The sequence below is a fragment of the Flavobacterium sp. TS_SC_5 genome (assembly GCF_056156265.1).
Window position 1 is genome coordinate 3,074,615 of the sequence record NZ_CM149588.1, and the last position, 12,688, is coordinate 3,087,302.

The window sequence follows — 12,688 nt, forward strand, 5'->3', positions numbered from 1 at the left end:
TCAATCTTTTAGGATCGCTATCGCTCACATAAAAGGATTTTCACTACTATCAGGGCTATCTTACACCCGTCAAATATAGAATAATTCTCTTTTTAAAAAAAATTCAAAAGCAAGAACAGTCAAGATTCAACTCTTAAATTTTAAAGAATCGCTTTGTCCATTTGTCCCAAAACGAACTATAAATAGCCACTAATGTAAAAACTAGTAGAAATAGATGATACCATGCATTACTAATTAAGTCAAAAAAATCTAATTTGCCATTAGCGTAGTTCAATATAAGCAATATTTGAGCACCATATGGTAAAATCCCTTGAATTATACACGAAAAAATATCCAAAATCGCAGCTGTTTTTTTAGGATTTAAATCATATTCATCATTAATTTCTTTTGCAATTGGCCCCGTGATTACAATAGAAACCGTATTGTTAGCTATAGCTAGATTAGCAAAACCTACCAAAGCGCCAATTCCCGCTTGAGCTGATTTTTTACTTTTGATTCTTTTTTTAATTTGAACTAATAAATACGTTATTCCACCCGCTTTATCTACCATAGCAGCTAAACCTCCGGTAAGCATGGATAATAAGAAAATATCAGTCATGCTGGTAAAACCTTCATAGATCTTTTGAGTAAACTCCATTAGCGTAAACGAACCACTAAAATATCCAATGATTCCTGCTAATAAAGTACCAATAAGCAGCGTTGAAAAAACATTAACACCTACAACCGCCAATACTATTACTAAAAGATAAGGCACAATTGCAATCCAGGAAAAATTATTTTTTTCTATAGCAACTGTGACAATATCCGAGTTTAAACCAAGATAAAAGAAAACCAGAATAGTCAAAATTGCAGCTGGAAAAGCTATAAACAAGTTGATTTTAAACTTATCTTTTAGATCACATCCTAATGATTGCGTTGCTGCAATTGTAGTATCAGAAATCATGGAAAGATTGTCACCAAGCATAGAACCTCCTAATAAAGCGCCAGATATAAGCGGTAATGAAGCACCACTTTTATCAGCTAATGCAACAGCAATAGGACCAATCGCTACAATTGCACCAACCGAAGTTCCTGTAGCAGTTGATAAAAAAGAAGCTATCAAGAAAATTCCTAACGGAAAATAGGCAACGTCGATAGTATTTATTCCAAGATTCACGACAGCATCAACACCGCCCATCGCTTTACTTACCACTGCGAACGCTCCCGCTAGCAAGTAAATTAAACACATGGTCATAATTTTGCTTTCCCCACATCCTGCAATTAATGTAGCAACTTTATCCTCAGTTGAGGATTTGAAAAGTAAAAAAGCAGCGATAATACCAACTAAAACAGCCACCGGTGATGGAAAAGCATAAAAATCATTCAAAATGATTCCTGCTCCCAAAAAAGTAAAAATAAAAACAAATAAAGGGATTAATGCAAAGGCATTTCCTTTGTCTTTGGAAAATAAAGTCATAAAAATAATTTAAAATTAGAAATTATGAGGAAAAACAAAGCTAAATATGGGAATGTAAACAACATTTTTTCCAAAGGATTTGGCTTATCGTTTTAGCACCTTGCTTGTTGTTGCAGGTTGCTATCCTATTGAAGGATTCGTGATAACGGGTGCAAAAGTAATTAATTATTTATGAAATATTTCGAATTTCATTCAAAAAAATAATAATACAAAAAAAGCGTCACATAAAAATGCAGCGCTTAATTATAAAATACTAAAAAACAGTTGTTAACTTTTTAGAAAGCTACGTTCCATTTTGGCAATCTTCCATTTTCATCAAGGAAGTTTTGTAAAACTTGTCCTTCTACAAATGTTGGGATTACTTTAGTCTTATCATTAAATGTTTCATACCAAACTACTTCTAGTGTGCTGATATCTTCGATTTTCATTTGTGCGGGCCAAGAATATTTTCTTCCAGTTTTTGCAAATTGGTGTCCTTCAACAATCTTATCTTTCAAACCTCCATTTTTGATTTTTAAAGTTCCATTATTCTGAACAGTTCCAGTAGAAGCAACCATAATTAACTCTTTTTCATCTCCAACGGAATACACTAAAAATACTCCAGATCCTTCTGATGCGTTGCAAACTTCTGCTAAACTATCCTCTGTGGTGAATGAAAACTGATTGGTAACTTTGAATTTTTTTAACTCTTTGTACATATTATTTTATTTTTATTTAAACTGATTTCGGCAAAAAAATACCCCACAAAACCGTGAGGCCCATTAGAATTCAGTCGTTTATGTTTGTTCTTATTATAATTGAATCTGCAAAAACAGAATATTTAATAAAGTGCAAAGATATTTCTTTAATTCAATTAATAATAAAAAAGCCCCACAAATTGTGAGGCTTCTAGAAATATTTAATTGGAGTTTAGATTAACCTAAAACTTCTTTTACTTTTTTACCAATTTCAGCTGGAGAATCTACTACGTGAATTCCACATTCTCTCATGATTTGTTTTTTAGCTTCAGCAGTATCGTCAGATCCACCAACGATTGCACCTGCATGTCCCATTGTACGTCCTGGAGGAGCAGTAACTCCTGCGATGAAACCTACAACTGGTTTACGGTTACCATCAGCTTTAATCCAATGAGCAGCATCAGCTTCTAATTGTCCACCAATTTCACCTATCATTACGATACATTCTGTTTCTGGGTCATTCATCAGTAATTCAACCGCTTCTTTAGTAGTAGTCCCAATGATTGGGTCTCCACCAATACCAATTGCAGTAGTAATTCCTAATCCTTGTTTTACAACTTGGTCAGCAGCTTCGTATGTTAATGTTCCAGATTTAGAAACAATACCAACAGTTCCTTTTTTGAAAACAAAACCTGGCATGATACCAACTTTAGCTTCACCCGGAGTAATAATTCCAGGACAATTTGGACCGATTAAGCGTGCGTTTCTCTCTTTAACATAACTATTTGCTTTTATCATGTCAGCAACAGGAATTCCTTCAGTAATTGCAATAATTACTTTTATTCCGGCATCTGCAGCTTCCATAATTGCATCTGCAGCAAAAGCCGGCGGTACAAAAATGATAGTTGTATCAGCACCTGCTTGTTCTACAGCATCTTTTACAGTATTGAAAACTGGTCTGTCTAAGTGAGTTGTCCCACCTTTTCCAGGAGTTACACCACCAACAACGTTAGTACCGTACTCAATCATTTGAGAAGCATGGAAAGTTCCTTCACTTCCTGTAAAACCTTGAACAATTATTTTGGAATCTTTATTAACTAAAACACTCATGATATATTTTTTATGTAGTTTTTAAAATCGTTATGCAAAAGTATAAAATACTAATCAGTAATCCGTATTCAGCATTCAGTTTTTTGACACTAAATTAGGATAATTGGCTCATTTGATAGCCTCGAAATAATTTATTGTCTTTTAATTGCCAAATAACAATAAAATGTGCTAGTAACATCTCTTCCCTTGGATTCTCAATCGTTTTCACAAAATGAGAATAACGAACGGAAATTAAATCATTTTCAGATAAAATGTGACTGATACGAACTTTCGAACGTACATATGCCTTGCTCAAATCATTGGATAAACTTACCAAGGAATCATAATCTAATTGAACTAATCCTTTGCTGCTGTTCCATTCGACGATAACTTCAGGATGCAAAAAATCTTTTATGACCTCGCTATCGATGAAAGCATCTGATTTATAAAATTTCTGAACGATTTCTTTAGCAGACATATTATTTTAGTTTATTTAAAATTTCTGGAATCTTCTTAATATTTGCCAGTTGTTTCAATTTTTCTCTTGATTCTTCTATTGGAGTACCAAAATACGATTTTCCTCCTTCAACTGATTTTGTGACACCAGTTTGTCCCATAATCACTGCCTTTGCTCCTATTGTTATCCCGCTGGTAGTTCCTACTTGTCCCCAAATAGTAACTTCGTCTTCAATGATTACACAACCAGCAATTCCGGTTTGTGAAGCTATCAAACATTTTTTCCCAATAACAGTGTCATGTCCAACATGTACCTGATTGTCAATTTTTGTACCCTCACCAATAGTGGTATCACCTGTAACTCCTTTGTCAATAGTACAAAGCGCCCCTATTCCCACATTATTTTTGATGACCACTCTTCCGCCAGAACGTAATTGATCGTATCCTTCAGGTCGTTTCTTATAATAAAATGCATCAGCACCCAGAATAGTTCCGGCATGAATGATTACATTATCTCCAATCACGGTGTAATCATAAATCGAAACATTAGAATGAATCAAACAATTCTTCCCAATAACAACATGATTCCCAATAAATGCATTTGGCTGTATTACAGTCCCTTCTCCTATATAAGCTGAAGTAGCTATTGAACCATTCGAAAATTGAAATGGCTTGAAATAATTTGTCAATTTATTAAAATCCCTAAAGGGATCTTCAGAAATCAACAGTACTTTTCCATCTGGACAAGTAACGTTTTTATTGATTAAAACTATTGTTGCCGCTGAATTTAATGCTTTGTCGTAATACTTAGGATGATCTACGAAAACAATATCTCCAGATTCAACAACGTGAATTTCATTCATTCCAGTCACTGGAAAATCTTTATCACCAACATATTCACAGTCGATGATAGTAGCAATTTCTTCTAAAGTGTAAAATTTTTGGAATTTCATAAATTTAATGTTCGGTTTCAATATTCAGTATTCAGCTCCTTTTTAAACTGAATACTGAACACTGTAATCTACTCTTTTACACGTTCCATATAAGAACCTGATGCAGTATCAATTTTTATTTTGTCCCCTTCATTGATAAACAAAGGAACATTTACAGTTGCACCCGTTTCAACAGTTGCTGATTTTGTTGCATTTGTAGCAGTATTTCCTTTAATTCCTGGTTCAGCATAAGTTACTTCAAGAATAACAGATGCCGGCATATCTACTGATAGCGGTAAGTCAGTTTCAGTGTTGATACTTACCATTACATTTTCTCCTTCTTTCAATAAGTCTGGTGAATCTAAAATATTTTTATTCAAAGTAATTTGTTCGAAAGTTTCTGTATTCATAAAATGAAAATCATCGCCTTCAGGGTATAAAAACTGAAATTTATGATTTTCAACTCGAACTTCTTCGATTTTATGACCAGCTGAAAACGTATTGTCTAGGACTTTTCCGTTTGTCAAACTTCTTAATTTAGTTCTAACGAAAGCTGGACCTTTTCCTGGTTTTACGTGAAGAAATTCAATAATTTTGTAAATATCGTTGTTGTATTTGATACACAATCCGTTTTTAATATCTGATGTAGATGCCATTTGAATGTTTATTTTTTATTACTATTTTTATTTTTTGGTAACTGAAATTACTTTTTTTTAGTAGTTCCCAGAATATCCTTTCATTACTCCTCTTGATGAATTTCGAATAAAATCAATGATTTCATCTCTTTCCGGTGTTGCTTCCATTTCAGCTTCAATAATACCCAGAGCCTGAGTAGTATTGTAATTTTTTTGATAAAGAATTCTGTAAATATCCTGAATTTCACGGATTTTTTCGGTAGTAAAACCGCGTCTTCTCAATCCTACAGAATTAATTCCAACATATGATAATGGTTCTTTTGCTGCTTTTGTATAAGGGGGAACATCTTTTCGAACCAGAGATCCACCAGAAATCATCGCGTGATCGCCAATATGAATAAATTGATGAATTGCAGCCAACCCACCAATAACAGCGTAGTTACCAACGGTTACATGACCGGCCAAAGCGACTCCGTTCACAATAATAGCGTTATCTCCTATATGACAATCGTGAGCAATATGAGCGGTTGCCATTACCAAACAATTATTACCTAAAGTCGTTTGACCTGATGCAATCGTTCCTCTATTGATGGTGACACACTCTCTAATCGTACAATTGTCTCCAATTATTGCCAAAGAATCTTCTCCTCCAAATTTCAAATCCTGAGGAACTGCCGATATTACAGCACCTGGAAATATATTGCAATTTTTTCCAATTCTTGCGCCTTCCATTATCGTAACATTCGACCCAATCCAAGTTCCATCCCCAATAATTACGTTATTGTGAATGGTTGTAAATGGCTCGATGACAACATTCTTGGCTATTTTGGCGCCTGGATGAACGTAGGCTAGTGGTTGATTCATCAGCTATTATTTATTTTTTATATTTATCAGAATAAAAACTCCAATCAATTCTTGTTGAGATTCAATTGTAACGTTTTCAACCTAAGTCTATTGTTTTTTTGCAATTTGCGCCATTAATTCCGCTTCAGCAACCAATTTACCATTTGCGTAAGCATTTGCTTGCATGTGGCAAATTCCTCTTCTGATTGGCGTAATTAAATCACATTTAAAAATTAAAGTATCACCAGGCAAAACTTTATGCTTGAATTTGACATTGTCAATTTTCATGAAATACGTCAAATAATTTTCAGGATCCGGAACAGTACTTAACACTAAGATTCCACCTGTTTGCGCCATTGCTTCCACAATTAAAACACCCGGCATAACTGGAGCTTCAGGAAAATGACCCACAAAGAAGTTTTCATTCATGGTAACATTTTTCATTCCCACAACATGGGTTTCAGACATTTCAATGATTCTGTCAATCAATAAAAACGGTGGTCTGTGAGGTAAAACCGCCATAATCTTATGAATATCCATCAAAGGTTCTAGGTTTAAATCATAAACAGGAACATAATTTCTTTGTTCTATTTTTATGATTTTCGCCATTTTTTTTGCAAACTGTGTATTAACAAAATGCCCAGGTTTATTCGCAATTACCTTTCCTTGAATTCTTGTTCCAATTAAAGCCAAATCACCTACAACATCAAGTAATTTATGTCTTGCAGCTTCGTTTGGATAATGTAATGTGAGATTATCTAAAATTCCATTTGGTTTAACTGTAATTTCGTCTTTTCCAAAAGCAACTTTTAAATTTTCCATTGTTGCTGCTGAAATTTCTTTGTCAACATAAACAATTGCATTATTCAAATCACCACCTTTTATCAAACCATTTTCCAAGAGAGATTCTAATTCGTGTAAAAAGCTGAAGGTTCTGGACTGTGATATTTCAGTTTTGAAATCAGCAATACTTTTCATGTTTGCATTCTGAGTTCCTAAAATTTTAGTGCCAAAATCAACCATTGCGGTAACACAATAATGATCGCTCGGCATTACTAAAATTTCACTTCCTGATGCTTCGTCAGTAAAAGAAATTACTTCTTTGACAACATATACATTTCTTTTTGCATTTTGCTCTTCAAAACCTGCTTTTTCAAGCGCTTCTACAAAATACTTAGAAGAGCCATCCATTATAGGAAGTTCAGAGGCGTTCAATTCAATAATGACATTATCTAAATCACAACCAATTAATGCTGCTAAAACATGTTCAGGTGTCTGTATTTTTACGCCAAGTTTCTCTAAATTGGTTCCTCTTTGCGTGTTTACAACATAATTCGCATCTGCTTCAATAATAGGTTGTCCTTCAAGATCTACTCGAACAAAAGTAAAACCATTATTCACTGGAGCAGGTTTAAAAGTCATTTTTACTTCTTTTCCTGTGTGTAATCCAACTCCAGTTAGCGAAATTTCTGTCTTGATGGTCTTCTGTTTAACCATTGTTTCCATTTTTTTGGTTTAATATTTGTTTTTTTAATTCTTCTATTTCTGCAACGATTTTCGGTAAATTCTTAAAATGAACATACGATTTACTAAAATCATTGTATCCAAATGTAGGGCTTCCTTGCAAGATTTCATCATCTTTTATATTTCGTCCCACACCGGATTGCGCTTGGATTCGAACATTATTTCCAATGGTTAAGTGCCCGGATATTCCAACTTGACCGCCAATCATCCCATTTTTTCCAATTTTTGTAGAACCAGCAACCCCTGTTTGAGCAGCAATTACGGTATTCTCTCCAATTTCAACATTATGAGCAATCTGAATTTGATTGTCAAGCTTTACTCCTTTTCTAATAATTGTTGATCCCATTGTGGCCCTATCTATTGTGGTACATGAACCTATATCAACATTATCTTCAATAATTACGTTTCCTATTTGCGGAATCTTAGTATACGATCCGTCTGGATTTGGTGCAAAACCAAAACCATCAGCGCCAATAATAGCTCCGGAATGAATGGTACAATTATTCCCAATCACCGTCTCCGAATATATTTTTGCGCCTGCAAATAACAATACATTATCGCCAATTACCACATTATCTCCAACAAAACAATTGGGATATATTTTTACATTTTTTCCCAAAACTACATTCTGTCCCACATAACTAAAGCTACCAAGATATAAATTATCTCCGTATTTTACACTTTGTGAAAGAAAAGAAGGTTGCTCTATTCCACTTTTATTTAATTTCACCTGATTATAAAACTCCAATAATTTAGAAAATGCGGCATACGCATCCTGTACTTTTATTAATGTTGTAGTCAAGGGTGATTCTGGTTCAAAAGTCTCATTAACAATTGTTACGGAAGCTTTTGTAGAATATATATAATTAAGATATTTAGGATTTGATAAAAAAGTAAGCGATCCCTCCGTGCCATCTTCGATTTTTGACAATCTAAAAACTTCGGCCATGGGATTCCCTACCACTACTCCTTCTAAAATCCCCGCTATTTGTTCTGCTGTAAATTTCATCCCGACAAAAATATAAAAAAATAGATTTTAAATGACGTTTTTATAACAGTTGTTTTGGGAAACAGATATAATACTTAGTCACTAATTTAGATAACGATTTTAAATTCAGCTGGTCAGAAGATTCTATAACGTCCTCAATTGTGCTGTCTTTTTTCAAAATTCGTATCGGTTCCGCTTCTTTGCTGTACGCCTGATTTTTTATTTTGCCTTTAAAAATAAAATAATTAGTTTCTAATAATGAAATATTATTTTCCAGTGCAAATCGTTCTTTTAGCGGCTGTAATTCTTCAATCACTACTTTTTCACTGGTTAATTTTATTTTTAATAAATCTCTGTTGACAATCATTTTACTCAAAGACGATAAAATAAAATCATCCTGTTTTTGCCAAGATTTCAAAGCTCCAATAATATCAAAATCATCTAATTGAGCAAATAAATCTAAAGTTTCAGCATCAAAGGTATCAATCGTTACCTTGTTTTGCATAAAAAACAATAACGGTTCACTGCATGGCAACTGCACTCCTTTTAACGTTAATTCTTTGGCGCGTTTTAAGATTTTCATCAAAATTAACTCTGCCACTAAACTCGTTTTGTGCAAATACGCCTGCCAATACATTAAGCGTCTCGACATCAAAAACTTTTCTACAGAATAAATCCCTTTTTCTTCAATTACCAAATAATCTTCTACCACATTCATCATTTGAATCAGTCTTTCCGAATTGACATTTCCTTCTGCCACTCCCGAATAAAAACTATCACGTTTTAAATAATCCATTCGATCCATATCCAACTGACTGGAAATCAATTGCAACATGAATTTCCTATTGTATTCTCCTTTGAAAACCTGAATTGCCAAACTTAACTGACCGTTAAATTCCACATTCAATTGGTTCATAAATAACAGTGAAATTTCTTCGTGATGTACATCTTCAACAATGCTTTTTTCCATTGCATGCGAAAAAGGTCCATGCCCAATATCGTGCAGTAAAATAGCAATATATAATGCATTTTCTTCTTCTTGAGAAATAGAAACTCCTTTAAAACGCAACACATCGACTGCTTTTTGCATCAAATGCATACAGCCTAAAGCGTGATGAAAACGGGTGTGATTCGCTCCGGGATATACTAAATACGACAATCCCATTTGGGAAATGCGGCGTAAACGTTGAAAATATGGATGCTGAACTAAATCGTAGATTAATGCATTTGGAATGGTAATAAACCCATAAATGGGATCATTGAATATTTTTAGCTTATTGATTTGACTCACTATAAGTTTGTTTTTAAGGTCAACAAATATAAGTAAATTAGATTTCAAAACAGAAGCGTTACTGATACTGATTTAGAACAAAAAAAAAACGGAGCGTTTATGGCGCTCCGTTAGTCTATTTATTTTTAAAGTTTTCTAATCCAAATATTTCTAAATTGATTTTTTGAATCGTGATCTTGAAGCGAAATAACATCTTCGCCGTGAGACGACGGATAATTATGTAAACCTATGTAAAGCGTCAATCCGTTAATAGTAGTGTTATTTTGTACTAAAACCCCATTCAAAAATACGGTTATTCTAGCTGGAGCATCAATTTTGCCATCTGCTTTGAATCGAGGTGCCGTATAAATTACATCATAAGCATTCCACTCTAATGGTGTTTTTACCGCGTTAACTAATGGTGGATGATCTTTATAGATGCTTCCCGCCTGTCCATTGCTGTATGTTCTGTTATTGTAGGAATCCAATATTTGCAATTCATACCTATTTTGGAAAAATACACCGCTATTTCCTCTAGCCTGTCCACCATCTAAAACAACATCCGGCGCACTCCATTCCAAATGCAGTTGACAATCTCCAAAAGACATTTTGGTTTGAATGGCTCCTGAACCTGGAACAACTTCCATGTAATCTTTGTCAATAATTTTCCAAGGTGCAGTTTTGCTGGCATCTTTTTGACTTACCCATTGATCTAAGTTTTTACCGTCAAATAAAATAATGGCATCCGAAGGTGCATTTCCAATGGTTTTTGCGGGAGTAATAACTTTCACTTCTGGTTCCCAAATTTCAGTCATTTCCGGTTTCATTGGCATTGGTGAAACCTCCGGCGGCGTGTTGACATATTTGTGTTGCGCCATAGCTGCCGTTGCAGAAAATAAGGCAATCATTAAAAAAGAGTTCGTGAAGTCTTTAGATTTCATAGTTAAATTCATTTGGTTTAATACAATATAGGCTAATTGTTCTCTTTTCAATATTAAGCATTTTTTTTTCACGAACTAACTTTTAATTTAAATATAACTAATTGAGGGTTAAACTTTAGATTTTTATTCGAAAGACAATAAGTTATAGAGAAATCGTTTTCTTGAAAATTAACATAATTTTAAGTTCGTTTAGTTCGGTAAATTACGAACTAACTTTACTTTTGCAAAAAAAATCATGGCAACAATCCAAAAAGAGAGAGAAGAACTCATCGAGATGTTCGGAATTCATTTTGAGTTATTATACAATTTACCGCCATTAGGTTCCAGAATTCTTGGATTATTAATAGTAGATGGTTGCAAGACCGGGTTAACATTTGAAGAGATAGTTGAAAAAATGGCTGCCAGTAAAAGCTCTATTTCCACAAACTTGAATCTACTTCTAAAGATGGATAAAATAAATTACTACACAGTAAGTGGCGATCGTAAAAAATATTTTAAACCATCTCCATTTAGTGAAAGACTTTCTAATTATATCAAAATCCTTGATTTTGAAAAAAAAATAATAGACAAATTAATCACGTACAGAGAGCAGACTATTTCTTGTAAAGAGGAACAATGCAATATGGAAAATGTAAAAGCCTATAAAGTCCATGTATGTGAAGTGGAGGAACTTTTGATTAAAACCATCGAAAAATTCAAAGAAATAGAAATCAATAACAGTAAAAATAATTAATCAATTTTAGTAAATAGTCCGCATGAAAAAGAAATATTTTATAAGTGTAATTTTGTTATCAATAAGCTTACTCTCTTGCAAAAAAGAAACTACTCAAACGGCTCCTCCAGTTATGTCCTATAAAGTAGTCAAAATAGGAAACTCTAATACCACTTTATTAGCGGAGTATCCTGCCAGTTTAGAAGGAATTACTGATATTGACATTCGTGCAAAAGTGGATGGCTATATTGAAAAAATATTTGTGCAAGAAGGCCAAGAAGTTAAAAAAGGGCAATTACTTTTTAAATTAGAGACACAAACTGCAACCCAAGAAGCTGGTGCTGCAAAAGCAAAAGTTGCTGCTGCTCAAGTAGAGGTAAATCGATTAATCCCTTTGGTAGAACGTAACATTATCAGTGATGTGCAATTAGAAACTGCAAAAGCAAATTTAGCCAGTGCCAAGAGTACCTATCAAAGTATAGTTGCCAGAATTAATTATGCTACTATAAAAAGTCCCGTGAATGGAATTGTAGGGAATTTGCCTTTAAGACTGGGAAGTTATGTCAGTAGCCAAACCGTTGAACCATTAACCCGAATTTCAGATGTAAGTACCATTTATGCTTATTTTTCAGTGAATGAAAAAGAACAATTGGATATCATGATGAATGCTGAAGGACAGTCATTTCAGGAAAAAATAAACAAAATGGAAGCGGTGAATTTGGTTTTGAGCAATGGTATGCCTTATGAACAAAAGGGTAAAATTGAAACCTTTAGCGGACAAGCCAATGCACAAACAGGATCGTTTAATGTAAGAGCACGCTTTGCAAACGGAAACAAATTGTTGCGTTCTGGAGGAAGTGGAACGATACAAATCCCAACAAATTTAGAAGATGTTATTATTGTCCCACAAAATGCGACATTAGAATTGCAAGACAAGCGTATTGCCCTTGTTGTGGATAAAAATAACAAAGTACAAGCGGTTCCTATTGTAGTTCGTGCAATTCCTGGAGGCAAATTTTTTGTAGTGGATAGCGGATTAAATTTAAATGATAAAATACTTGTTGAAGGTGTTGGGATTGTTACGGAAGGAACCCTTATTAAACCTGAAGTAGTCGATTTTAATACCATAATCAATCCTGCAAAAAAATAATTCACACACTAACTA

At 33.8% G+C, this 12,688-nt stretch carries 13 protein-coding genes and 1 riboswitch; of the genes, 2 read left to right on the forward strand and 11 right to left on the reverse strand.

Annotated elements, in window-relative coordinates; all coding sequences use genetic code 11:
* Window positions 1-133 precede the first annotated feature (133 nt).
* The 11 genes from AC0J6S_RS13260 to AC0J6S_RS13310 form a co-directional block, all read right to left on the reverse strand.
* Window positions 134-1,456: a Na+/H+ antiporter NhaC family protein gene (locus AC0J6S_RS13260; protein WP_474954246.1), complete on the reverse strand. Its 1,323-nt coding sequence runs from the start codon at window positions 1,454-1,456 to the stop codon at window positions 134-136.
* Window positions 1,457-1,510: 54 nt separating this feature from the next.
* Window positions 1,511-1,607: riboswitch (SAM-I-IV-variant riboswitch) on the reverse strand.
* Window positions 1,608-1,731: 124 nt separating this feature from the next.
* Window positions 1,732-2,154: a hypothetical protein gene (locus AC0J6S_RS13265; protein ID WP_474954247.1), complete on the reverse strand. Its 423-nt coding sequence runs from the start codon at window positions 2,152-2,154 to the stop codon at window positions 1,732-1,734.
* 216 nt (window positions 2,155-2,370) lie between these two features.
* Entirely contained in the window at window positions 2,371-3,243 is an 873-nt protein-coding gene (gene sucD / locus AC0J6S_RS13270) for a succinate--CoA ligase subunit alpha (RefSeq protein WP_035672307.1), read from the reverse strand.
* A 94-nt stretch (window positions 3,244-3,337) separates the two neighbouring features.
* Entirely contained in the window at window positions 3,338-3,700 is a 363-nt protein-coding gene (locus AC0J6S_RS13275) for a nuclear transport factor 2 family protein (protein ID WP_474954248.1), read from the reverse strand.
* 1 nt (window position 3,701) lies between these two features.
* Entirely contained in the window at window positions 3,702-4,631 is a 930-nt protein-coding gene (locus tag AC0J6S_RS13280; RefSeq protein ID WP_474954249.1) for a UDP-3-O-(3-hydroxymyristoyl)glucosamine N-acyltransferase, read from the reverse strand.
* A 68-nt stretch (window positions 4,632-4,699) separates the two neighbouring features.
* Window positions 4,700-5,266, reverse strand: coding sequence for an elongation factor P (gene efp / locus AC0J6S_RS13285; protein ID WP_113665730.1), 567 nt, complete (start codon window positions 5,264-5,266; stop codon window positions 4,700-4,702).
* A 57-nt stretch (window positions 5,267-5,323) separates the two neighbouring features.
* Complete coding sequence (gene lpxA, locus AC0J6S_RS13290) at window positions 5,324-6,109, reverse strand: acyl-ACP--UDP-N-acetylglucosamine O-acyltransferase (RefSeq protein WP_474954250.1); 786 nt, start codon at window positions 6,107-6,109, stop codon at window positions 5,324-5,326.
* 87 nt (window positions 6,110-6,196) lie between these two features.
* Window positions 6,197-7,585, reverse strand: coding sequence for a bifunctional UDP-3-O-[3-hydroxymyristoyl] N-acetylglucosamine deacetylase/3-hydroxyacyl-ACP dehydratase (locus AC0J6S_RS13295; RefSeq protein WP_474956368.1), 1,389 nt, complete (start codon window positions 7,583-7,585; stop codon window positions 6,197-6,199).
* The gene (gene lpxD, locus AC0J6S_RS13300) at window positions 7,578-8,621 is read right to left on the reverse strand and encodes a UDP-3-O-(3-hydroxymyristoyl)glucosamine N-acyltransferase (protein WP_474954251.1); all 1,044 of its coding nucleotides are present in this window, start codon (window positions 8,619-8,621) and stop codon (window positions 7,578-7,580) included. Before lpxD ends, AC0J6S_RS13295 begins: the two co-directional genes overlap by 8 nt.
* 40 nt (window positions 8,622-8,661) lie before the next feature.
* Complete coding sequence (locus tag AC0J6S_RS13305) at window positions 8,662-9,891, reverse strand: HD domain-containing protein (protein WP_474954252.1); 1,230 nt, start codon at window positions 9,889-9,891, stop codon at window positions 8,662-8,664.
* 125 nt (window positions 9,892-10,016) lie between these two features.
* Window positions 10,017-10,883, reverse strand: coding sequence for a 3-keto-disaccharide hydrolase (locus AC0J6S_RS13310; RefSeq protein WP_474954253.1), 867 nt, complete (start codon window positions 10,881-10,883; stop codon window positions 10,017-10,019).
* Between the two features lie 163 nt (window positions 10,884-11,046).
* On the opposite strand from AC0J6S_RS13310, the gene AC0J6S_RS13315 reads away from it, so the two are divergent.
* A complete protein-coding gene (locus tag AC0J6S_RS13315) occupies window positions 11,047-11,544 on the forward strand; it encodes a GbsR/MarR family transcriptional regulator (RefSeq protein WP_474954254.1) in 498 nt (165 codons plus the stop codon).
* A gap of 22 nt (window positions 11,545-11,566) precedes the next feature.
* Window positions 11,567-12,673 (forward strand): efflux RND transporter periplasmic adaptor subunit, encoded by a 1,107-nt coding sequence (locus tag AC0J6S_RS13320; protein ID WP_474954255.1) that lies wholly within the window; start codon window positions 11,567-11,569, stop codon window positions 12,671-12,673.
* The last annotated feature ends 15 nt before the right edge of the window (window positions 12,674-12,688 follow it).

Bases quoted from the DNA above. Each gene is read 5' to 3' on its own strand.
- AC0J6S_RS13295 (WP_474956368.1), bottom strand. From the start codon at position 7,585: ATGGTTAAACAGAAGACCATCAAGACAGAAATTTCGCTAACTGGAGTT.
- AC0J6S_RS13315 (WP_474954254.1), top strand. From the start codon at position 11,047: ATGGCAACAATCCAAAAAGAGAGAGAAGAACTCATCGAGATGTTCGGA.
- sucD (WP_035672307.1), bottom strand. From the start codon at position 3,243: ATGAGTGTTTTAGTTAATAAAGATTCCAAAATAATTGTTCAAGGTTTT.
- AC0J6S_RS13275 (WP_474954248.1), bottom strand. From the start codon at position 3,700: ATGTCTGCTAAAGAAATCGTTCAGAAATTTTATAAATCAGATGCTTTC.
- lpxD (WP_474954251.1), bottom strand. From the start codon at position 8,621: ATGAAATTTACAGCAGAACAAATAGCGGGGATTTTAGAAGGAGTAGTG.
- AC0J6S_RS13265 (WP_474954247.1), bottom strand. From the start codon at position 2,154: ATGTACAAAGAGTTAAAAAAATTCAAAGTTACCAATCAGTTTTCATTC.
- AC0J6S_RS13320 (WP_474954255.1), top strand. From the start codon at position 11,567: ATGAAAAAGAAATATTTTATAAGTGTAATTTTGTTATCAATAAGCTTA.
- lpxA (WP_474954250.1), bottom strand. From the start codon at position 6,109: ATGAATCAACCACTAGCCTACGTTCATCCAGGCGCCAAAATAGCCAAG.
- AC0J6S_RS13260 (WP_474954246.1), bottom strand. From the start codon at position 1,456: ATGACTTTATTTTCCAAAGACAAAGGAAATGCCTTTGCATTAATCCCT.
- efp (WP_113665730.1), bottom strand. From the start codon at position 5,266: ATGGCATCTACATCAGATATTAAAAACGGATTGTGTATCAAATACAAC.
- AC0J6S_RS13280 (WP_474954249.1), bottom strand. From the start codon at position 4,631: ATGAAATTCCAAAAATTTTACACTTTAGAAGAAATTGCTACTATCATC.